Source organism: Pseudodesulfovibrio tunisiensis (genome assembly GCF_022809775.1).
Classification (GTDB): Bacteria; Desulfobacterota; Desulfovibrionia; order Desulfovibrionales; family Desulfovibrionaceae; genus Pseudodesulfovibrio; species Pseudodesulfovibrio tunisiensis.
On the sequence record NZ_CP094380.1, the window covers coordinates 2,691,377 to 2,711,456 of the forward strand.

General features: G+C 61.5%; 21 protein-coding genes. 10 read left to right on the top strand and 11 right to left on the bottom strand.

The features are described 5' to 3' along the window. Positions 1-3 precede the first annotated feature (3 nt). Positions 4-1,119 carry a tRNA preQ1(34) S-adenosylmethionine ribosyltransferase-isomerase QueA gene (gene queA, locus MPN23_RS12940; protein WP_243544611.1) on the bottom strand — a complete coding sequence of 372 codons (1,116 nt, stop codon included), beginning with the start codon at positions 1,117-1,119 and terminating at the stop codon, positions 4-6. Positions 1,120-1,275: 156 nt separating this feature from the next. Between queA and MPN23_RS12945 the strand changes: the two genes are divergently transcribed. The 4 genes from MPN23_RS12945 to MPN23_RS12960 all read left to right on the top strand — a co-directional run bounded on the left by MPN23_RS12945 (position 1,276) and on the right by MPN23_RS12960 (position 4,550). Then, on the top strand, positions 1,276-1,965 hold the full coding sequence (locus MPN23_RS12945; RefSeq protein WP_243544612.1) for a hypothetical protein: 690 nt from the start codon (positions 1,276-1,278) through the stop codon (positions 1,963-1,965). A 163-nt stretch (positions 1,966-2,128) separates the two neighbouring features. After that, positions 2,129-2,599 (top strand): hypothetical protein, encoded by a 471-nt coding sequence (locus MPN23_RS12950; RefSeq protein ID WP_243544613.1) that lies wholly within the window; start codon positions 2,129-2,131, stop codon positions 2,597-2,599. A 5-nt stretch (positions 2,600-2,604) separates the two neighbouring features. Next, entirely contained in the window at positions 2,605-3,819 is a 1,215-nt protein-coding gene (gene coaBC, locus MPN23_RS12955) for a bifunctional phosphopantothenoylcysteine decarboxylase/phosphopantothenate--cysteine ligase CoaBC (RefSeq protein WP_243544614.1), read from the top strand. Between the two features lie 230 nt (positions 3,820-4,049). Then, positions 4,050-4,550 carry a hypothetical protein gene (locus tag MPN23_RS12960; RefSeq protein WP_243544615.1) on the top strand — a complete coding sequence of 167 codons (501 nt, stop codon included), beginning with the start codon at positions 4,050-4,052 and terminating at the stop codon, positions 4,548-4,550. A 117-nt stretch (positions 4,551-4,667) separates the two neighbouring features. On the opposite strand, the gene MPN23_RS12965 is transcribed toward MPN23_RS12960, so the two are convergent. Continuing rightward, positions 4,668-4,883 carry a hypothetical protein gene (locus MPN23_RS12965; RefSeq protein WP_243544616.1) on the bottom strand — a complete coding sequence of 72 codons (216 nt, stop codon included), beginning with the start codon at positions 4,881-4,883 and terminating at the stop codon, positions 4,668-4,670. Between the two features lie 115 nt (positions 4,884-4,998). Next, on the bottom strand, positions 4,999-5,649 hold the full coding sequence (locus tag MPN23_RS12970; protein WP_243547368.1) for an IS1595 family transposase: 651 nt from the start codon (positions 5,647-5,649) through the stop codon (positions 4,999-5,001). 222 nt (positions 5,650-5,871) lie between these two features. On the opposite strand from MPN23_RS12970, the gene MPN23_RS12975 reads away from it, so the two are divergent. Further along, positions 5,872-6,558 (top strand): response regulator, encoded by a 687-nt coding sequence (locus MPN23_RS12975; protein WP_243547392.1) that lies wholly within the window; start codon positions 5,872-5,874, stop codon positions 6,556-6,558. On the opposite strand, the gene MPN23_RS12980 is transcribed toward MPN23_RS12975, so the two are convergent. The 3 genes from MPN23_RS12980 to MPN23_RS12990 form a co-directional block, all read right to left on the bottom strand. Continuing rightward, the gene (locus MPN23_RS12980; protein ID WP_243544617.1) at positions 6,540-8,219 is read right to left on the bottom strand and encodes a PAS domain-containing sensor histidine kinase; all 1,680 of its coding nucleotides are present in this window, start codon (positions 8,217-8,219) and stop codon (positions 6,540-6,542) included. The genes MPN23_RS12975 and MPN23_RS12980 overlap by 19 nt on opposite strands. Then, complete coding sequence (locus MPN23_RS12985; protein WP_243544618.1) at positions 8,216-9,340, bottom strand: FIST signal transduction protein; 1,125 nt, start codon at positions 9,338-9,340, stop codon at positions 8,216-8,218. The genes MPN23_RS12980 and MPN23_RS12985 overlap by 4 nt, the downstream gene beginning before the upstream one ends. An 87-nt stretch (positions 9,341-9,427) precedes the next feature. Beyond that, a complete protein-coding gene (locus MPN23_RS12990) occupies positions 9,428-9,715 on the bottom strand; it encodes a hypothetical protein (RefSeq protein ID WP_243544619.1) in 288 nt (95 codons plus the stop codon). Between the two features lie 125 nt (positions 9,716-9,840). Between MPN23_RS12990 and MPN23_RS12995 the strand changes: the two genes are divergently transcribed. After that, positions 9,841-10,260, top strand: a complete 420-nt coding sequence (locus tag MPN23_RS12995; protein WP_243544620.1) for a cereblon family protein — start codon at positions 9,841-9,843, stop codon at positions 10,258-10,260. Here MPN23_RS12995 and MPN23_RS13000 read toward each other — a convergent pair. Then, positions 10,257-11,411 (bottom strand): hypothetical protein, encoded by a 1,155-nt coding sequence (locus MPN23_RS13000; RefSeq protein WP_243544621.1) that lies wholly within the window; start codon positions 11,409-11,411, stop codon positions 10,257-10,259. The two genes, MPN23_RS12995 and MPN23_RS13000, sit on opposite strands and share 4 nt — an antisense overlap. 369 nt (positions 11,412-11,780) lie before the next feature. On the opposite strand from MPN23_RS13000, the gene MPN23_RS13005 reads away from it, so the two are divergent. Next, positions 11,781-12,206: an HIT family protein gene (locus MPN23_RS13005; RefSeq protein WP_243544622.1), complete on the top strand. Its 426-nt coding sequence runs from the start codon at positions 11,781-11,783 to the stop codon at positions 12,204-12,206. Positions 12,207-12,233: 27 nt separating this feature from the next. Further along, on the top strand, positions 12,234-12,521 hold the full coding sequence (locus tag MPN23_RS13010) for an integration host factor subunit alpha (protein ID WP_243544623.1): 288 nt from the start codon (positions 12,234-12,236) through the stop codon (positions 12,519-12,521). Here the strand turns inward: MPN23_RS13010 and MPN23_RS13015 are convergent. Beyond that, a complete protein-coding gene (locus MPN23_RS13015) occupies positions 12,508-13,176 on the bottom strand; it encodes an SPOR domain-containing protein (RefSeq protein ID WP_243544624.1) in 669 nt (222 codons plus the stop codon). The two genes, MPN23_RS13010 and MPN23_RS13015, sit on opposite strands and share 14 nt — an antisense overlap. Positions 13,177-13,455: 279 nt before the next feature. Here MPN23_RS13015 and MPN23_RS13020 point away from each other — a divergent pair, with 279 nt between their 5' ends. After that, a complete protein-coding gene (locus tag MPN23_RS13020; RefSeq protein ID WP_243544625.1) occupies positions 13,456-14,811 on the top strand; it encodes a B12-binding domain-containing radical SAM protein in 1,356 nt (451 codons plus the stop codon). 27 nt (positions 14,812-14,838) lie between these two features. Here MPN23_RS13020 and MPN23_RS13025 read toward each other — a convergent pair whose 3' ends face one another. Then, complete coding sequence (locus tag MPN23_RS13025; protein ID WP_243544626.1) at positions 14,839-15,288, bottom strand: hypothetical protein; 450 nt, start codon at positions 15,286-15,288, stop codon at positions 14,839-14,841. 198 nt (positions 15,289-15,486) lie between these two features. On the opposite strand from MPN23_RS13025, the gene MPN23_RS13030 reads away from it, so the two are divergent. Then, positions 15,487-15,876: a DUF3568 domain-containing protein gene (locus tag MPN23_RS13030; protein ID WP_243544627.1), complete on the top strand. Its 390-nt coding sequence runs from the start codon at positions 15,487-15,489 to the stop codon at positions 15,874-15,876. A gap of 322 nt (positions 15,877-16,198) precedes the next feature. Here MPN23_RS13030 and MPN23_RS13035 read toward each other — a convergent pair whose 3' ends face one another. Both MPN23_RS13035 and MPN23_RS13040 read right to left on the bottom strand, forming a co-directional pair. Further along, positions 16,199-17,272 carry a glycosyltransferase gene (locus MPN23_RS13035; RefSeq protein WP_243544628.1) on the bottom strand — a complete coding sequence of 358 codons (1,074 nt, stop codon included), beginning with the start codon at positions 17,270-17,272 and terminating at the stop codon, positions 16,199-16,201. Positions 17,273-17,275: 3 nt separating this feature from the next. After that, positions 17,276-19,975 carry a bifunctional acetate--CoA ligase family protein/GNAT family N-acetyltransferase gene (locus MPN23_RS13040; protein WP_243544629.1) on the bottom strand — a complete coding sequence of 900 codons (2,700 nt, stop codon included), beginning with the start codon at positions 19,973-19,975 and terminating at the stop codon, positions 17,276-17,278. Positions 19,976-20,080: the final 105 nt, after the last annotated feature.

A 20,080-nucleotide genomic window follows, 5' to 3' on the forward strand; every position in this document is an offset into this window, starting at 1 on the left:
TGCTCACTCCTGTTTTGCGGGGCGCTCTCCCGCGCCCTGCCGTATCAACATGGCATCGCCGTAGGAAAAGAAGCGGAACCCGTTTTCCAGAGCGAAACCGTATGCGTCGAGGATGGTCTTCCTCCCAGCTAGAGCAGATACCATAATGATGAGGGACGACTCTGGCAAATGGAAGTTGGTCAGCAGGCAGTCCACCACGCGGAACCGGTATCCCGGCATGATGAAAATGTCTGTTTCTCCTGAAAATTCTCCGACTTCGGCCAGCTCGCGGTACATGCCTTCCAGGGTGCGCGCGCTGGTCGTGCCCACGGCCACCACGGGCCTGCCCTCGGCCTTTGCCCTGCGGATGGCCGCTGCGGTTTCCGCGCTCACCTCGATGTACTCATGATGCATCTGATGACGGCGGATGTCCTCGCAGCGCACCGGGCTGAACGTGCCGTAACCCACGTAGAGCGTGACCTCGGCCCATTCGAATCCGGCATCGGCCAGTTCCGTGCGCAGTTCGGGCGTGAAGTGCAGCCCGGCAGTGGGCGCGGCCACGGACCCGATCTTGTCCGTGTTGGAATACACGGTCTGGTAGCGTTCCGCGTCCTCGGGCGTGTCCGGCCGCTTGATGTAGGGCGGCAGGGGCAGGTGCCCCATGCTGGTGAACAGCTCCTCCAGATCGCCGCGCCATTTCAGGTCCACGGCCCAGCGGCCGAAATGCCCCTGTTCCTCGGCCGTCAGGCTGAACTGGTTGGAAAAGGTGATGCGCGTCCCGGGCTTCGGGGTCTTGGACGCGCGCAGGAGTCCTTCGACACGCGCGGTCTTCCAGCCGTCCTCCTCCCTGGTCTCGATCAGGGGCAGGGGCGTGAGCAGCAGGAATTCCACCTTGCCGCCCGTGGGCTTGGAACCGAAGATGCGTGCGGGAATCACGCGGGAATTGTTGGCCACGAGCAGTGCGCCCTCGGGCAGGAACTGCTTGAGATCGTGGAACGAGGCAATGGTTCGCTTTCCGGTGTCCCGGTCCAGAACCAGCAGTCTGGACTGGTCGCGTTTGTCCGCGGGCTGCTGGGCAATGCGCTCCTCGGGCAGCTCGTAATCGTAACTCTTGAGTTGAAAATCGGGATTTTTTTGCATGAAAGTAGGGTTTCCTCCAGGGCCCACAGACTATAACCATACCATGGATTTTATGTGAATTCTTTTGTTTTCCAATAATTCCGGGAAGCTGTATTCAACAGACCCATTTCCGGCCCGGGGGTTGCTATTGGCGGGATTCATGATATTGCATACTACATGAATTGGCTTTCCGTGGCTGAGATAGCCAAAATAACACGCATTCCCGCGCCAACGGCCCGGCGGTACGCCTCCCTGTTCAAGGATTTTCTGGGCGGACGCAAGATGGGCCGCGTCACCAAGTACCCCGAGGACTCGGTGACGGTGTTCGAGCGCGTATCCCGGTTGTACGGCGAAGGCAAGGTCACGGTGGAGATCGAGGATGCGCTGAAAAGCGAATTCCCGCGCACCATCGATGTGGAGCACGCCGAACCCCGCTCCCCTGTCCCGACCCAGTCGCACGATTCCCTTGCCTCGGACATTGCCGCGGCATTCACGGAAATGGTCTCCAAGGTCACGTCCTGCATGGAGGTGATCGCCAACCAGAAGACCATGATCGAACGCCAGCAGGACGACATCCTCAAGCTCAAGTCCGCATTCGTGCTTCTGGCGCGCAGCCAGAAGAAGATGAAGCAGCTCCCGGGCGAGGGCGATGAGCTGCCCCCGGAGATCGTGGAGCAGACCCGCGCGCTGGAACAGAAGGACGCCGAGATCGAGGAAATGGCGCTCAAGCTCTCCTTCGACACCTCGGACATCAAGGCCAAGCTCCAGATTCTGGAATCCGAGCTGGTGCGGTTGCGCAAGGATCGCCGGGAAATGGAAAAGTTTCTTCAGGAAAAGATCGATCGGCTCAGGAACGGTTCGGAATAGGCCGGATTGCCGAAAACCTCCCGATGGAGTCGGTCCGTTTCACGATTTGGGCTTCCGCTCCCCCCGATTTTCTCTTCCCCCTGCCTCGGGCTTTTCAATCCGTGCGGCTCCGTGTACATACCAGACAGCGATGACAACCCAGACCTTTCCCAAGGAGGACGTGATGCGTTCACTGTTCAAATCCCTGTTTCCCCTCGCCATGGTCGTGATCATGGCCGCCTGCACCACCACGGGCACCTCGTCCGCGGGCACGGAAACCGCGCCGCCGCCGGACGGCTCCATGCAGCAGGCCTACGAGGAACCCAACTACTACTACGACTTCGACGACATCCTCATCCCCAAGGAGCTGGGCAAGGTGGACGAGGATTCCTACAAGCTGGACAATCCCAAGTTCCGGGCTGCGATCATGAAGTTCAAGGGCCGCGTGCATGCCGCGGAACTGTCCCAGTTCTTCCTGAACAACATGGCCAAGGACAACTGGCAGCTCAAGAGCAACGTGAGCGCGGGCAAACTGGCCGTGCTGTCCTTTGAAAAATTCAACAAGAGCGCGGTTGTCCAGATCCAGGACGGATTCGGCAACGTGGAAACCACCATCATTGCCGTGGAGACCAAGGACGCTCATTCCCTGAAGTAGAAATCATGCAACGTCATTATCAATTCGCCGGGTTCATGGGCAAGCGTGTCCATCTCGGCGTGACCGGTTCCATTGCCGCCTACAAGGCGCTCGACCTGCTCCGCGCCCTGATCCGGGCCGACCTGCAGGTCTCCGCAACCCTGACCCCCGGGGCCGAGGAATTTGTTCGAGGTCTCGCATTCGAGGCGCTGGGCGCGTCCCCGGTATACGGGCCCATGTTCGATGCGCGCGCGGAATCGCCGTTTGGCCATCTGGAACCCGGACAGCTTGCGGACGCCATGGTCATTGCCCCGGCTTCCGCCACCACCATGGCCCGGCTCGCCTTCGGCCTTGGCGACGACATGCTCGCGTGTCAGGCCCTGGCCTTTCCCGGCCCCAAGATCATTGCCCCGGCCATGAATCCGAAGATGTGGGAGGCTCCGGCCACCCGCCGCAACTGGGAAATGCTCGGGGAAATGGGCTACACCCGCGTTGGTCCCGACTCCGGGCACGTTGCCTGCGGCGACACGGGCAGCGGACGGTTTGCGCAGGTGGACGAAATCCTTCTGGCCGTGCTCAAGGCGATCTCGCCGCAGGACATGGCCGGACGCAAGGTCGTGGTCACCCTCGGCCCCACGCGCGAATCCTGGGACGCGGTCCGTTTCTGGTCCAATCCGTCCTCGGGCACCATGGGCGCATGTCTGGCCGTTGCCGCGTATCTGCGCGGCGCGGACGTGCATGCCGTGGCCGGGCCCTGCGGCCTGACCTTTCCCGCAGGCATCCGGGTCACCAACGTGAACTCGGCCCGGGAAATGTACGAGGCGGCCAGCGAAGCATGGCCGGATGCGGACATCGGCTGCTGTTCCGCGGCCGTGGCCGACTACCGGCCCGTTCCCTTCGGCGACCAGAAGTTCAAGAAGACCGGCACCGACGGCCTGACCGTGCAGTTCGAGACCAATCCGGACATTCTCAAGTCTCTGGGCAAGGTCAAGAAGGCCGGACAGATGCTGCTGGGATTCGCGGCAGAGACCGCCAATGTCGAGGCCGAGGCCGCGCGCAAGCTCGAAGCCAAGAATCTGGACATGATCGCGGCCAATGACGTGTCCTCGGACGGCAGCGGATTCGGCACGGCCACCAACCGGATGTTAGTGCTGCATCGCAGCGGCAGAAAGGAGCACTGGCCCCTTCTGTCCAAAACCGAAGTTGCGTGGCGGTTATGGGATCACCTTCTTCTCGACTGAACACGCCCGAGCATTTGAGGCCGTGGCTCGGTTCCGGTCTGGAGTTTCTGTATGCTCCGGACCGGGCCCGTGCCGTGCGCGAACAGCAGACCGCGCCCGCACCGCAACCGCAGTCCGGACGCCAGCCGCAGCAACCTGCACAGCCGTCGAATGCGCGACAGCCGAAGCCGCCGACACAGCGGCAGGCTCCCCGGCAGGCACCGCAGCAATTCCGGGCGCAGCAGGCTCCGGTGCAACAGAATCGGCCTGCGCCGCAGCCGCAGCGCAAGGGCACGACTGATCCGAACTTCCCGGAACCGTGGGCAACCTATCTGCTTCGGGCAAGGCCACCGCAGTCGCCCAAGGTGCTGGTCACCTATCATGAACTCGGGCTTGATCTGGGCGGCCACGTGGACCGGGGCCGTTCCCGGGTGCTGCACAACATCATTCCCTATCTGGCGTGGCCCAAGGGTTCCAGCGTGTTCTGGCCCGTGGCCGCCAATGCCGGGACCGATCTGCACCCGGACCCGACCATGTTCTGGAACGGCTGGCAGCTCTGGAAATGCCCGTACATCGCCTGCTTCGGCAGGGATGCGCTGAACGTGATTCTGCCGGATGCGGACCCCGGGGCCTCGTTTTTCCATCTGGATTATGCCTCGATCTATCTGCTTCCGTCCCTGTCCGAACTGGTGGACAGGCTGCCGCACGAGCAGCAGCTTGCCGTGGAGGCGCTGACCAGGATCAAGATCTGACGCCGTCGCGATTTCCGGAATTTCAAAAGGGCGCGGCCCGGAAGGAACCGTTCCTTTCGGGCCGCGCCCTCAATGGACATGAAGACCTTTCGGTCGGGCTTGCGTTCTACGGAGTGCTCAGCACTCGTGACAATCCTTGTTGATGTACAGGCACAGGTCGAACAGGTTGTTCACCATGTCGTCGGTCAGTTCCAGCGTGTCCGACTCGATGGAATCCGTGCTCAGGGTCTTGTTCACGATCTTGGAAAACAGCATGCCGATGAGCTGATCGTCATACATGCTCCAGTATTTGTTCCCGGACGGGAATTTCTTGTCGAATCCGTAATAATACATGAAGGGGCCGCCTTTGTTCTCCGGGTTGCGTGCGGGTGTTTCCCCTTGTATCGGCCCGAAATGCCATTGACTTTATGGCTGAACTGAAAATACCTTTTGGGGCTGTACCAGATAACTAGCCCATATGCTTCTTAACCCACTGTCTCAACTGTTTAAGTTGGCTTCGCGGATTGCTGTTGTTAAAACGCCACTCGCATTCCTTCAAAAAGAGATGGAAATGCTTGGTCGGAATGCCGTTGAATTTTCTCATGTGACGCTTGGCCTGGTTCCAAAAGTTCTCAATCCCATTGATGTGATTCTGGCTGTCGGCGAACAGCTTGGAATGGTTGATCCTGAAGTGCTTGAACTCGGACACATCAAGGACATTGTAGCCGTACCAGCAATCTGAGTAAACGACGCTGTCGGGCTGAATCTTCTCTTGGATAATCGGCATCAACGTTTTGCCCTTGGCGTCGGGAATCACCTGTGTGTATACCTTCCCGCCTCTTTTAAGAATTCCGAACACCGGCACTTTCCCTGCGGCCCCACGACCACGTTTGCCCTTTCGTCTGCCGCCGAAATAGCTTTCATCAACTTCAAATTCGCCGAAAGCCATTCCTTCGCTGGACTCTTCTTCGGCTATAATTTCACGAAGCCGGTGAAAATAGTACGCAGCCGTTTTGAAGTTCACACCGACCAGATCAGCGGCACATCGTGCTGTTGTCCCAGCTACAAAATGCTCAATCAAACGGAGCTGCTTCTTGCGATCTAAACGGCTCTTTCGCATTGCCATACCGATACCCCAACGGAGTTATCTGGTACAGCCCCTACCTTTTTTTACGGGGGAACAGGAGGATGAGCGTTTTTGCGCATGCCCGGGTCGCCGGGATTTGCCCGGAATTCGGCAATCGTGCTATGAGGATCGCGAAAACGTGACGCAATCGTCATGCAGTTGCTGCCGCGTTCGGGTATTGCAATCGCGTTCCGATTCTTTCACAAGGAGTTGATGGTGACGTCACACAGGATACTCGTGGTCGAGGATCACACCGACACCCGCGAACTGCTCAGGTACAACCTGACCGCCTCCGGGTTCGAGGTTGCCGCGGCCGAGGACGGCCGGACCGGGCTGGAACTGGCGCACTCGTTTCGGCCGGATCTGGTCATGCTCGACATCATGCTGCCCGGCATCGACGGTCTCGAAGTCTGCCGCAGGCTCAAGCAGGACCCGGAACTGGGCCGCATCCCGGTCATCATGCTCACGGCCAGAAGCGATGAGATCGATCGCATCGTGGGGTTGGAGCTGGGGGCCGACGATTACGTGGTCAAGCCGTTCAGCCCGAGGGAACTGGCCCTGCGCATCAAGGCCGTGCTGCGCAGGTCGGGCGGGGCCGAGCCTGTCGCGCCCATGATCTGGGAACAGGATGGGCTGCGCATCGATTTCGAGGCCCATCAGGTCAGCGTGGACAGCGAGCCGGTCCAGCTTACGGCCACGGAGTTCAAGCTGCTGTCCGAGCTGGTGAACGGGCAGGGCAAGGTCCAGACCCGCGACCATCTTCTGGACACGGTCTGGGACACGCATTTCGAGGGATATTCGCGCACAGTGGACACGCATGTGCGCCGGTTGCGCCAGAAGCTCGGTCCGCATGCCGACCGGGTCGAGACCGTGCGCGGCGTGGGCTACAGGTTCCGGGCCTGATACGGGTCGGCCGGGTTCGGTTCCCCGGCCTTTCGCACGGGCAGGGAAAACCAGAACACGCTGCCCCTGTCCGGGGCCGGACGCACGTTCATGCGTCCGCCGTGATGTTCCACGATTTCCTTGCAGATGGGCAGCCCGAGGCCCGAGCCGCGCGGCTTTTCGGTCAGGGTGTCCCCAAGCTGGCGGAATTTGTCGAAAATGATTTCGGTTTCCTCGGGCGGCACGCCAATGCCCGTGTCCCGGATTTCCACCAGTATTTCTCCTTCCCCGGCTCTTGCCGTGACCGTCACCTCGCCTTCGGGCGTGAACTTCACGGCATTGGAGAGCAGGTTCACGCAGACCTGAATCAGCCTGTCCCTGTCCCCGCTCACTTCGGGCAGCCGGTCCGCATGCAGCTCCAGCTTCAGCCCCTTTTCCTCGAACAGCACGCGCGTGGCCTCCACTGCGTGCTCCACCACGTTGTTCATGTCCACTTCACCCATGTGCCAGTCGAAACGGTCCGCTTCGAGTCTGGTCAGGTCGAGCACGTTGTTGATGAGCTCGGTGAGGCGGCGGCCCTCGGTCTCGATGATGTCCAGATTCGAGGCGATGCGGTTCACGGGCAGTCCCGAGAACTTGCACTCCGAAGGACAGGTCGCCTTTTTGAAGTGGCGGCCCAGAATCTTGGTGAAGCCCAGTATCGAGGTCAGGGGCGTGCGCAGTTCATGGGAGACCGTGGACAGGAAATCCGTCTTGAGTCGATTCAGCTTTTCGGCTTCCTCCTTGGCCTGCCGCAGTTCCTGCTCCGCCTGCTTGCGCAGGGTGATGTCATCCACGATGCCTTCCACGAAATTTTCGTCTTCGGGCTCCTCGACGATCCGTGCGGAAATGGCCACCCAGATGGGCGTGTTGTCGCGGCGGAGCATTTCCACTTCAAATCCGGCTACCGCCCTTTTCTCCCGCAGCAGGGCAACGAACCTGTTCCGATCGGATTGATGCAGGTAGCGCGTCTTGAACGAGCGCATTTCGCGCAGGAAATGGTCCGGGTCGTCATAGCCGAAGATGCGGGCCATGGCCGGGTTCACATTGATGGGAGAGCCGTCCGGCCTGCCTTGGAAAATGCCTTCCAGCGCCTCCTCGAAGATGCGCCGGAAGTTTTCCTGGGCCTTCTTGCGCTGTTCGATCTCATGCTGAAGGGCCTGGTTCATGGCTTCGGTGTGTTCGGCCTGAAGACAGGAAACGCATGCCCGGGCGAGCTTGACGTTGATGTCCTGAAGCGAAAGCAGAACCGGGGCGTCAAAGGCCTCGCCGCTCTTGATCAGCACGATCGCGCCGAATTCCGGCAGATCCATGATGTGGTAGGCCATGTCGCCCACTCGGCCGAACAGGGGCAGGGATGCGGCGAATTCCTGCCATTCCCGGCTGGTGGACGGTTCGGCAAGGATGGCGCGCACCGACCGGACTGCGGGATTGTCGTTCAGACGGCGGGGGATGGCGTGCCGGACTTCCGGCCGGACCGAGCCGTCCGGCTCGTGCCGTGCGTGCACCACCAGCCCGGCCAGACAGTTCAGCTTGCGCAGGTACGTGGGCAGGCTTTCCCGAAGCATGGCGTCCATGTCCAGACTGTTGCCCAGCGACATGGCGATTTCGAAGAATATCTGTTCGCGAAGGAGATTCCTCACGCATCCTCCAGCAAGGCAACAACCGAAGTCTTGTTGTAGAACTCCAGATATTCCTTGCCGTTGTTGGCAATTTCACCCAGTGAGCACGCCCCGGCAACCGGGATTTCCGCGGATTTTGCCGCAGCTAGTTCCTCGTGAAACCGGTCGCCCAGAAACAGGACGCGGGTGATGCAGTCGAAAAACAGGCATGCGTCCGGCTCGGCCTTGTCCGGCAGGGACATGGATGCGCATCGGACCGCCATTGCCGCAGCGCGGATCAGGGAATCCGGATTTCCGGACAGCACGTCCACATAGCTGCCCCGGGGAATTTCCCCCACAAGCACCAGACTGCCGTCCTCAAGCCGTCTTGTCGGGTCGCGCACCACCATCTCCGCGTCGAGCCGGGATACGCCAAGGGGATAGGCTCTGGAATAGTTCGCAAAATCAACGGTCTCGATTTCCGGTTCGTTCAGGCTGAACACGGCTTCGCGATATACGTCGAACGCGGGCCGCCAGTCCAGGGAATGCAGAAGCGGACCTGTGGATTCCGTGACCTTGAACGGTCCGGCCACGCTTTTCCAGCCGTGGCTCACGCCCACGCCGCTGACTGCCTCCAGTTCGGCCAGCACGGCAACGTCCCGCACAAGTCCCTGATTGGTCATCAGACACGGGGCCGGGGAAAAATCGAACTGGCCTGCGCCGCCGCCCACATAGTTCACCTCCAGCCCGAAGATCGAGTACAGGCCGTCGATGAACGCGGAAATGCGCGAGGACGTGCCGTCCACCAGCACGAGCATGGTCCTGAGCCCGGCATTTTCGGGCACGGTCCGTTCCAGCAGGGATTCATAGTCCATGTCGGGATCGCTCAGCCCGGGGATGGAGTGGACGTGCGCCCGGGTGCGCAATCCCGCGACCAGCGTGCCTTTGGAAAGCAGCTCCCGGTCATGGATGACGTTGGGAAAGATGCCGCCGAACACGGGTTTGCCCATCCGGCGGAGCAGGGGATCGACCTGTTCCGGGATGAACCCGTTTTCCGCGCAGGCCAGCACCAGAACGCTTTGCACGTCCGCATCCGCGTCCATGGTCGCAAGGAGGTCCTCCAATCCCTGTAGAGTTCCGGTCTGGTCGATCTGGATACGCATGGCATGCCCGGGGTCGAGGTTTGTTACTGCCCGATTCCCGCACAAGGCGGGATCATGCCTTGAAAATAGCCGGGAACAGCCGGGGGTTCATTTATTATCTGCGGAATCTTCGCGGCCGCACAGGAACAGGGCTTCCCAATCCAGAGGAAGCAGACTTCTGCGGTTGCGTTCCTGAAGCGCAGCCCAGCCCTGATCCGGAATCACGCGGACCGGGATGCTGTTCACGAACTGCCTGCCCTGATCGCCGCAGCACTTGCAGGCCCAGCCGCAGATGTCGCAGGTGCAGCCCCCGGTCTTGAACATCTCCTTGGCCGTGCCGGATGCATCGCAGCAGGCGTCGCACAGCCGCAGGTGCGCTGTTGAAGCGGATTTCATGCTGCCTCCCGGGATAAGGGGTGCGGTCCGGCTTGCCGGACTTCCTTCCCTTGAAGTGCCGTACCGGATGCGGTCGCGTCAAGGCGAGCTTCCCATTTTCCATTGGGTCGGCTAGGCATGACCACATGGAGACGACGCAAACGGTTCTGCGCGAATTGCAAACTCCGCCACCTGGAGCCGGGGAGGTGCCCCGATCGGATTCCGGCCCGGATTCCGGTTTCGGCGGGGTGCGTCTGGCATGTCGAACCTGCGGCACGCACATCACCAGCGACCGCAGCCGCATCCGGGTGAACGGCGAGCACAGGCACGTATTCTTCAATCCGCATGGCCTGATCTTCGAACTGGGCTGCTTTGGCGCGGCGCGCAATCTTCGCACCCAGTCCGCTCTTTCAACGGAATTCTCGTGGTTTGCGGGACATGCGTGGCAGATCGTGGTCTGCGCCGGGTGCGGTTCGCATATGGGCTGGCGTTTTTCCGGCAAGGACTTCTGGTTCTACGGCCTGATTCTGGCCGAACTGGTCGAAGTCCGGAACGCTGCCGACTAGTCCGGCCCTTGTCCGGAATTGCGCTGCATGAACTTTTCATGCGCCTCTTTCAGGGCCTTTTCCCGATCCTCCTGCGTCTTCAATTCCCTGCGCTTCCGCTTTTCGTCGAACGGCGTGGTGAAGCTTTCCTTCTCCATGAATCCGAACCGCATGTTGAAATCCAGCCGAATGCCCGGTTCCGGCTCGAAATCCCGGCTCTCGTACATGGCCACCTGCGGAATGATGCTGACATGGAACCATTCGCGCCATTCTCTCCGGTATTCCACATCCAGCCGCGTGCTTTCCAGATACAGAGGTTTGCCCGGCGCGTCCCGGAATCCGTTGCTCAGCTTGATGTTCACGGCGCGGCGCGTGGTCAGGGGGCGGTACAGGGACACGTTCAGGTCATAGTTCTGCGCAGGATCGTCCACCTTGAACAGGGCTCCGCCCGTGACACGCAGGAAGTGCCTGCGGTCGATGGGCCATTCGTAATCCACGGTGGTGCGGGATTCCACTCCCGTGTCGGCATAGCCCCGGAACCGCTGCATGATTCTGAGGTCCCAGTGGTCGAATTCCACGAGTTCCCGCCACGCAAGAGATGCGTAGGGTACCACGCCGGAATTGCGGAAGCTGACGCCGCCGCCCCAGCCCACGTTTCGGGTGCGGGTGTCGGCCAGAAAGTTTTCCAGCCCGAGAAATCCGTTGCGCTCGTCGCGTCCGCTGGCGTCGCGTTCGGCCTCGTCCAGACTGGACGAACCGTACAGCTGCTCGGAGTCCGGATCGCCGCCCGCATGCAGCAGCCATTTTTCCGTGTTGGGCAGGAGCAGGCGCAGGTCCACGTAGGAGTCGAGCCGGAGCTGGCTGCGCGTGAGGGTCGGGGACAGCCGGATGCGCAGGCAGGTTTTGTTCGTGGTCTCCCGGTAGCGTTCGTCGTCAAAGAAGCTGTCCAGCCATTCGGCCGAGGCAATGACCTTGTCGGAAAGGGTTTTCCGGTATGCCTCCAGAGCATCGCCCTGCGTTTCGCCCGGGGAGGGCGGTTCCTCGGGAACGTGGTCCGTTTCCGCAGGGTGCTGTTCCGTTGCCCGGGCGCTACCAGCCATTGGAACCACGCCGGAAAGCAGCAGCCCCGCAGTCAGAAGCAGTGCAAGGGAATACGTCCATTTTTCGCTCATGTCCGCTTTCTATCAGCCCATTGGAAAAATGAAAAATGCAGACTGTCCCGAAAGGGCGAAATCAGGGACGCGGGAGGAGGGAACAGGCCGGATTCGCACAGGTCTTCCCGGAACTGAAAAGGTCGGGTTTTGCATCTGGTCCAACCTTCAACCCATTGTGGACATTATAATTATTGTTCTCAGAAAAATAGTCGCCATAGGCAACCACCCGGGTTTTCAGAATATTTCTAGACTTCCTTGAATGACCGTTTTATTAAAAAAACCGAAGCAACTTGATTTAACTGGCTTTCTCGGCTAAAGTCCCGAGTAACTAGCGTCATATCCCCGCCAATGTGGTTTTATTTCTGGACGCGCGGGGGGAGGAAAGGCATGATTCCCAAGGATTCCGACTGTATATTCTGTAAAATCGTGAGCGGGGAAATCCCCTGCGCCAAGGTGTACGAGTCCGAGAACGTGTTCGCGTTTCTGGACATTGCCCCGGTTTGTCCCGGGCATGCACTGGTGGTGACCAAAGGGCATTATCCCACGCTCCTGGACATTCCCGAGGAAATGGGGGCCGAATTGACCGCGGCGCTCAAAGCCGTGGGCAACGCCGTGATCAAGGCCACGGGCGCCCATGGCCTGAATCTCATGCAGAACAACCATGAAGCGGCAGGGCAACTCGTGCACCACGCCCACTTCCACTTGATCCCGCGCTTCACGGACGATGGATTGGAGTTGTGGCCCCAGGCCCCATACGAAAACAACGACGAAATGACCAGACTCGCGGCGGACATCGCCGCCATGAGCGGGTAGTTTCGCAACCTATCGAGTGGAGGCGTTATGAGCACCCTGACCAAAGCCGGCATTGTGGATTACATCTACGAGCGGACCGAAAGCAACAGGGCCGAGATCAAGGATCTCGTCGAAGACATCCTGGGCATCATGAAGTCGGCCGTGAAAAAGGACCACGCGCTGCTGATCAGCGGCTTCGGCAAGTTCGAAGCCTATGACAAGGATGCCAGGAAGGGGCGGAACCCGCAGACCAGCCAGTCGATCACCCTGCCGCCGCGCAAGGTGGTCGTGTTCCGGCTCTCCCGCAAGTTCCGCTCCGAACTCAATCAGCGGTAAGCACGAAGCTGGCGGGAAACTCCGCCTTCAGCTTTTCCATCACTTCCCGGGCGGCATCCCCGTCCGGGAAGATACCTGCTTGCACGCGAAACAGACCGTCATCGGTCTTGACCAGCTTGGAGCCGTCATATCCGTCCTGCAACAGGCGGGCGAGCACCCTGTTCGCGTTGGTCACATCCGAAAACGCTCCGACCTGTACATAATGGGAAGCCCCTTCCACTGCCGGGGCCGCGTCCTGCGCTTCGGCAATGGCCACGGTCTCTTCGGCCTTGGCTTCTTCGGCTGCGGGAGTGGCCTGTGCCTCGGGTTCTCCGGCTTCGGCCGGAGTCGCTTCGGGCTGGGCTTCCGCTGGTTCGGAAACAGCGGGCCTGGCCTCGGGCAGGTTTTCCTCGCCGAGATCGGCCTCGTGCAGAGGTTCGGCCTGTTCGGCCTGCGCCGGCGCGTCCACGGTATAGTTTTCCTCGATGATGCCCGGCTCTTCGGTCCTGGGCGCGGGCAGAGGGGCCGGCTTCGGAGCCGGAGCGGGTTGTGCCGCATGGGATTCGGCCGGAGTGCGGGCCGGGGGCGCGGACTGGATGTGCTGGCGCATGCAGCCGCTCAGGGCCATGCATGCGGCCAGAGCCGTCAGGACGCTTGTCAGGGTGATCCGTTTCATGTCTGCTCCATGCCTTGGGCCGGACAGCGGCATTGCCATGCCTTGCGTCCGGCGAGTGGTTGTCGGGCCTTCCGCGGGAAATGCGCGCCTGTGCGCCGATTGCTCCGCCCGGCATTCATGCGCAGCCTCGGTGCGGAGTTTTTCCCTTGGATTCGGCCTGATTCAGATTTACTGGATTTTCTTTGGAATACAACAGGGAACCCGGATTCCGCAAGGCCGGGTTTCCCGGCAATCCGATCCCCCCTTGCCCGCATGCGCGGATCGGAGTAGGTCCGTCCCATGTCTTTGCCCAGTTTTCCCCATATTCCGTGGTCCGGCGGAAACGGACCGCGCATTCTCGGCATCAACCCGTGGATTCACGATTTCGCGGCATTCAATTTCTGGTCGCGTCCGGCCGGACTGCTTTCCTGTCTGGATACCCTGCGCGGCGCGGGCGCGAACGTGGCGCTCATGGACTGTCTGCATCAGACCTGGGCGGACGAGCCGTGGCCCGACTCCAGACGCTACGGCACCGGGCACTATCCCAAGGAGGAACTGGCCCATCCGGAGGGTCTGGAACACATTCCCAGACGCTACGGCCGCTACGGACTGGATCAAACGCGGGTGAAGACCGCGCTGGCCGCACTGGATCCAACGCCGGACATGGTGCTGATCACGTCCATCATGACCTACTGGTATCCGGGGGCGTTCGAGGCCGTGACCATGGCCCGCGAGCTGTGGCCGGGCGTTCCCGTGCTGCTGGGCGGGGCCTATGCCACGCTCTGTGCGGATCATGCCCGGCAGTTCTCCGGTGCGGACATGGTCATGCAGGGTGCGCTGGAGCGGCCGGACAACTGGTCCCGGCTCTGGTCCCTGCTGGATCGCGAGGCGCCCCTTCTGCCGCCCGGGGCCGGATTGACGCTGGCACTCGATCTGTACGAGGAACCGAAGTTCGCACCGATTCTCGGTTCGCGCGGCTGTCCCTTCCACTGTGAATACTGCGCGTCCAACGTGCTGTTTCCGGGCTTTTGTCAGGCCGGGCCGCAATGGGCCGTGCATGCGGTGCGCCACGAATATGAACGGGGTGTCCGGGATTTCGCTTTCTACGACGATGCGCTGCTGGTCAATCCCGACAAGTGGCTCTGGCCCCTGCTGGCCGAACTCGGCAAACACTGCCCGGACGCGCGGCTGCATACCCCCAATGCCGTGCATATCCGCAGGCTGTCCCCGGAAGTATGCGGACGGTTGCGGGACGCGGGCGTGAAAACCCTGCGGCTGGGACTGGAGACAACGGATTTCGATTCGCGACGGGACGTGAAGCTCACCCGGCAGGAGTGGGAGGCCGGGGCGCGCAATCTGCTGGATGCGGGATTTTCGCTGGAAACCGTGGGCGTGTACATTCTGTACGGATTGCCGGGGCAGGACGTGGAACAGGCCGAACGGGCCGTGGAGCACGTCAAATCGTTCGGATTCCGGCCGCATCTCGCGTTCTACACGCCCATTCCGGGCAGTCGGCTTTTCGACGAGGCCTGTCGTGTCAGCCCGTATCCGCTTCGGGACGAACCCGTGTTCCAGAACAATTCGGTCTGGCCGTGCGTGCCCGGCGGGTTCAACTGGAAAGAGGCGGGACGACTCAAGAGCCTTGTCCGTATCTGATTGATTCAGACCTCCTGCAACCGGTTGTCATTCCCCGGGATTGATCCGCGCCTTGCCGTCTTCGTAGTACAGGCTGTAGGGATCGTTGCGCACGGCTTTTTCCAGATCCGGGGTCAGGGGCGTGAAGCTGGTGATGGCTCCGCCGTTGTAGGAAACCGTGACATAGACCTTCTGCCCGGGAATCGGACGGAAATAGATGAATTCCTTGGATCGCCGCTGCCAGCGTTGATCCAGATCGCGGCAACCGCCCACAAAGGATTTCGGGGTATCCGGGGTGATGGCGTAAATGCGTTTGAAATGCACGTGCTTGAACGACCCGTCGCTGTAACAGGTCAGGTTCTGTACTCGTTTGATCACCGCGATGGCCTTGATCTCGGAATGTTCGGCCATGCGGCCAAGCATGTCGTTGTGGCCGGAGGCCCTGACAAGGGTGGGGACAAGTACCAGCAGGAATATGAATGGGATGGCGCGTTTCATTGTGCGAGTCGTCGATGTTTGTTGAGGTCGGAACCGGAGGCACCCTAGCTCAGGGAAACGGGTTTCGCAACAGGGAAACCGTCGTGGTACGCCACTTTGCACAGGGTTCCGTTTTTGCACGAAATTTTCGATTGCCCCTTGCACAATGTTGATTTTCCGCCCGGCCGAGGCTAGATATCCCATCCTACAGGAGGAGTCATGACCCATTTGAAGAAACTGATTGCGGCCCTGTGCGTGATTGCGACCCTGTCCGGTCTGGCCGGATGCGGCGCGCTGATCGTGGGCGGGGCTTCCGCTGCCGGAACCTATGTCTACATGCACGGCTTTCTCAAGCGCGACTACCACACCGGCATCGACCTTGCGTTCGATGCCTCCCGCGCCGCATGTCGTGATTTCGGCATTGCCGTCACCGAGATTTCCAAGGACGGCACATCCGGGGCCATCACCGGAAAATATCGCGATGACACGGTGTGGATCAGAATGAAGCTGGTCGGAGACAATCAGACCGAAATTTCCGTCCGCATCGGCCTGCTCGGCGACGAAGCCAATTCCCGCAGGCTGCACAACGCCATCGCCCGCAAGCTGTAGCCGACCATTCCGCCCTTGGGCCTTTTCAGCCGGTTTTCCGCCAAAATGTCGCGGAAAACCGGCTTTTTTTCAGGAGAGACAATCGGGGAAGGCGCGGTGGGCTTGTCCTCTGCAAATGGATAGGACAAGGGGATAAGGGGCCAATTTCCCCTTCGGGAGCATCGGTGGGAGTGCATCGGGGAGGAATGGAAACAGTCGTTCGATCCGGGCGGCTCAAGGCGCGTCTGAAGGATGCGGCCGTGTTGCGATATGACTCTTTTCCACTTTTTCCAGCGCTCCCTTTATGACCATTGGGTGTGATTGACTGGTCTGTTTCTTTGCCTCAGCGGTACAGCTTGCGATACCCAGCAGCCATGCGTTCCAGACGGAATTTCGCCTTGCCCTGATCAAAGGCGTTGCTGCCGAGTTGCCGGGTGCGGACCGGGTCGGCAAGCAGGGAAACTGCCGCGTTCACGAATGCGTCCGCATTGCCGGGAGGCACGAGCAGGCCGGTTTCGCGGTTGCCGATCTGTTCGGGCACGCCGCCCACGGCATAGGAGAGCACGGGCAGGGCGCAGGACATGGCCTCCAGAATGATCATGGAGTGGTTGTCCGCGCGCGTGGGGTACAGAAGCACGTCGGCCGCGGCCATGAGCCGGGAAAGCACGCCCCGTTCCACATAGGGCCAGATCAGGAGGTTGCCCTGCCGTTCCTCGGTGTCTCCGCCCACGGCAAAGGCAAGGGAGCCGGGAACCTGTTTGCTGATGCGCTGCCAGAGTTCCTGCCATTGCGGGCCGGACTTGTAGGCCGCCTTTTGGCCGCCGTGGGCCACGAACAGGCCGATCCGGGCCGCGGGATGGATGCCGAGTTCCCTGCGTGCTGCGGATTTGCGGGGAATGTCCTCGGGCCAGGGAATGCCGTTGGGAATCACGGTCACGGGCAGGCCGGTCGCGGACTCGGCCATGTCCGCCATCCAGCGGGAGGGCGCGGCCAGTACCGGGCGGACCCGGCGGAGCAGGGCCAGCCGTTCGGCTCGCAGTGCGCGCGCTTCGGGAAATCCGTGCGGGCAGGGATCGACGCACCCATGGGCGAATGCGTCGCAGTTCAGGGGAACGACGCACCCCCCGGAGAGCAGGGAGGCATCGTGCAGGGTGATGACCACCTTGCGTTTTTCCGGCAGTCCGGCCAGCAGTGCGCTCCAGTCGCTCGTGGCGTGCAGGTGCAGGATGTCGTCCGGGGAGAGACTGGCTCCCACATCCTTTGCCAGCATTGCCGGGGGCGCGTCCGGGGATTCCGCGAATTCGCAGGAATAGTGCACGTCCCGATCCAGAGCCTTCAGGGCGCGGCAGAGCAGCCGGGCCACGCGCGAGGCGCCGCCACGGCGTTCCAGACCGGAATGGATGCGGATCACGGACATGGGCTAATCCTGATCGAAAGCCAGCATCATGTCCACCAGGTCCTCGTCGTGCCGGTCCGGGGAGATGGTGAACCCGAACTTGCGCGCCAGCCCCTGCATGGCCTTGTTTTCCAGCATGGTCTGGCCCATGAGCACGGCCGTGCCGCGTTCCCGGGTGTAGCGGAGGCCCTTTTCGAACAGCAGGCTTCCCAATCCCTCGCCCTTCATGTCCGAACGCACCACGATGGCAAATTCCGCCTCGGAGTTGTCGGGCCGGGTCGAGGTGCGCATCACCCCCAGTGTTTCGGGGCTGCCGTCCTCGTCCTGTGCCGTGGCTATGAACGCCATTTCCCGGTCGTAGTCGATCTGCGTGAACCGGGCCAGATCCTTGTGATCGAAGTCCCGGCGTACCACGCCGAAAAAGCGCAGGCGCAAATCCTCGTCCGTGAGTCGCTCCAGAAACACCTTGTGCGTGTCCTCGTCCTCGGGCCGGATGGGCCGGATCGTGACATGCCGGCCGGACTTGAGGGAAACGCATTCCTCCAGCTCGCGCGGATAGGGCCGGATCGCGAGCCGTTCCTCGCCGTGCCCATCGAACGGGGCCACCGTGATCTTGCCGCCCAGTGCAAGCACACCCTCGCTGTCCGCATACAGGGGATTCAGATCCACGGATTCGATCTGCGGCACGTCGATGAGCATCTGCGAAAGCTGGATCAGGGTCAGGCAGATGTCGTCCACGTCCGCAGGAAGCTGGGTCGGGGTGCCACGCAGCAGGGAAGCTATGCGGGTGCGGCCCACCAGTTCCCGGGCAAGGCTCATGGAGAGCGGCGGCAGGGTCAGGGCCGAATCCTGAATCATTTCCCGCGCCATGCCGCCATGGCCGAAATGAATGATTGGGCCGAACACCGGGTCCACGTCCGCAGACATGAACAGTTCGTGCGCACCGGGTCGGCGGCCCATCTTCTGGACCGTGAAGCCCTCCACATACGCATCGGGCCGTTCCCGGGCCAGACGGGCCAGAATCGAGGCCGCGCCCTCCCACACCCGTTCCGGGGTTTCCAGATCAAGCAGCACTCCGCCCACGTCGAAAGGCTGGAGCACCTGCGGAGAGCGCAGTTTCAGGGCCACGGGATATCCGAGCTCGTCCGCCGCGATCACCGCGTCCCTGGCGGAAACCGCAACCCGGGTTTCCACCACGGGAATGCCGTACGCGGCCAGCACGTCCTTGGCTTCGGGTTCGGTCAGTTCGCTTCTGTTCTCCTCCAATGCTCTGGTCACGATTTCCCGCGCCCGGGTCGTGTCCGGAAAAAAGTCCGACGGCAGGGAGTCCGGCGTCTCGATGAGCAGCTCCTGGTTGCGCTGGTATTCGGCCATGTACAGAAACGCCCGTACCGCATGGGTCGGCGTGTCATAGGTGGGGACGCCCGCCTCGCGGAACACGGCCCGGGAACGCTCTGCCGCGCCCGATCCGAGCCAGGCCGTGAGCACCATGCGCCGTACCCGTTTCAGGGACTGGGAAACAGCCAGCGCAATGCGTTCGTCCGGCTGGGAAGCCCATGGCACATGCATGACCAGCACACCGTCCGAGCCCTTGTCCTTGAGCAGGAGCTTGAGCACGTCGCTGTACGCCTTGCCGTCCGCATTGAACGGAATGTCCACGGGATTGTCCCGCGACCATGCGGACTTGCCGAGAAGTGCGTCGATGGCCTCCACGGTTTCGTCTTCCAGATCGGCCAGCGTGCCGCCTCCGGCAATGAGTCTGTCCGCCGCCATGATGCCCGCGCTGGTGCCGTTGGTCAGAATGGACAGCCGCATGCCGCGCACCGGCTTGGGTTGGGCCAGGGTCTGGGCCGCGTCGAACAGGCCGTCGATGGCGTCCACGCGCAGCATGCCCGCCCTGCGGAAGGCCACGTCGTAGATGGCGTCGGACAGGGGCAGGTCCCCGGTCTCCAGCAGTTTCATGTGGCCTAGCACCGTGTCCAGCGCCTGCCCCGGCCGGATGACCAGCACGGGCTTGTTGCGCGAGGCGGCCCGGGCTGCGGACATGAATTCCCGCGCATCCTTGATGGACTCCACGTACAGCATGATGGACCGGGTCAGGGGATCGGACCCCAGATAGTCCAGAATGTCGGCAAAGGTCACGTCGATGCGGCTGCCGAGAGCCACCATGTAGGAAAACCCGATGCCCTTGGCCACGGCCCAATCCAGAACCGTGGCGAACAGGGAGTCCGACTGCGAAATGAATGCGGTCTTGCCCGGGCCGACCGTGGCATGGGCCAGTGATGCGTTCAGATGGATGGATGGCACCATGAAGCCCAGACTCTTGGGACCGAGCAAACGAAAATCCGGAGAGTTGGCAATGCCCGCGATGGTGGTCTTCACGTCCTCGCGCTCGTCCCGGCTCATGCGGGAAAAACCCGATCCCATGAGCACGGCGCAGCGCGTGCCCCGGTCCTTGAGGGAATGGATGATCTCCGGCACCTCGTCCAGCGGTGAACACACAATGGCCAGATCCGGAGACTTGGGCAGGTGTTTCACGGACTTGTACGTCAGTACCCCGGCAATGGCCTCGGCCTGTCCGCTGACCGGCATGACCGGGCCCATGAAGCCTCCGGCCATGATGTTGCGCATCACGATGTTGCCAGCGTTGGCCTGATCGTTTGTGGCACCGATAACGGCCACGGACTTGGGATTGAACAGATATTCCAGATTGGTGGTGCTCATTCGGCCCTCATCGGTTGGAGCGTGTGGACGGCTTGAGTCACGTTACCGCTTTTTTCCTCCGGGGCCAACTCCCGTTCGATCGACGTCTTGCGGAACATTTTTCAG

What these genes read in the sequence shown, in the direction of transcription:
- queA (WP_243544611.1), bottom strand. Translation starts at nt 1,119, where the DNA reads ATGCAAAAAAATCCCGATTTTCAACTCAAGAGTTACGATTACGAGCTG.
- MPN23_RS12945 (WP_243544612.1), top strand. Translation starts at nt 1,276, where the DNA reads ATGAATTGGCTTTCCGTGGCTGAGATAGCCAAAATAACACGCATTCCC.
- MPN23_RS12950 (WP_243544613.1), top strand. Translation starts at nt 2,129, where the DNA reads ATGCGTTCACTGTTCAAATCCCTGTTTCCCCTCGCCATGGTCGTGATC.
- coaBC (WP_243544614.1), top strand. Translation starts at nt 2,605, where the DNA reads ATGCAACGTCATTATCAATTCGCCGGGTTCATGGGCAAGCGTGTCCAT.
- MPN23_RS12965 (WP_243544616.1), bottom strand. Translation starts at nt 4,883, where the DNA reads ATGTATTATTACGGATTCGACAAGAAATTCCCGTCCGGGAACAAATAC.
- MPN23_RS12970 (WP_243547368.1), bottom strand. Translation starts at nt 5,649, where the DNA reads ATGCGAAAGAGCCGTTTAGATCGCAAGAAGCAGCTCCGTTTGATTGAG.
- MPN23_RS12985 (WP_243544618.1), bottom strand. Translation starts at nt 9,340, where the DNA reads ATGCGTATCCAGATCGACCAGACCGGAACTCTACAGGGATTGGAGGAC.
- MPN23_RS12990 (WP_243544619.1), bottom strand. Translation starts at nt 9,715, where the DNA reads ATGAAATCCGCTTCAACAGCGCACCTGCGGCTGTGCGACGCCTGCTGC.
- MPN23_RS12995 (WP_243544620.1), top strand. Translation starts at nt 9,841, where the DNA reads ATGGAGACGACGCAAACGGTTCTGCGCGAATTGCAAACTCCGCCACCT.
- MPN23_RS13000 (WP_243544621.1), bottom strand. Translation starts at nt 11,411, where the DNA reads ATGAGCGAAAAATGGACGTATTCCCTTGCACTGCTTCTGACTGCGGGG.
- MPN23_RS13005 (WP_243544622.1), top strand. Translation starts at nt 11,781, where the DNA reads ATGATTCCCAAGGATTCCGACTGTATATTCTGTAAAATCGTGAGCGGG.
- MPN23_RS13010 (WP_243544623.1), top strand. Translation starts at nt 12,234, where the DNA reads ATGAGCACCCTGACCAAAGCCGGCATTGTGGATTACATCTACGAGCGG.
- MPN23_RS13015 (WP_243544624.1), bottom strand. Translation starts at nt 13,176, where the DNA reads ATGAAACGGATCACCCTGACAAGCGTCCTGACGGCTCTGGCCGCATGC.
- MPN23_RS13020 (WP_243544625.1), top strand. Translation starts at nt 13,456, where the DNA reads ATGTCTTTGCCCAGTTTTCCCCATATTCCGTGGTCCGGCGGAAACGGA.
- MPN23_RS13025 (WP_243544626.1), bottom strand. Translation starts at nt 15,288, where the DNA reads ATGAAACGCGCCATCCCATTCATATTCCTGCTGGTACTTGTCCCCACC.
- MPN23_RS13030 (WP_243544627.1), top strand. Translation starts at nt 15,487, where the DNA reads ATGACCCATTTGAAGAAACTGATTGCGGCCCTGTGCGTGATTGCGACC.
- MPN23_RS13035 (WP_243544628.1), bottom strand. Translation starts at nt 17,272, where the DNA reads ATGTCCGTGATCCGCATCCATTCCGGTCTGGAACGCCGTGGCGGCGCC.
- MPN23_RS13040 (WP_243544629.1), bottom strand. Translation starts at nt 19,975, where the DNA reads ATGAGCACCACCAATCTGGAATATCTGTTCAATCCCAAGTCCGTGGCC.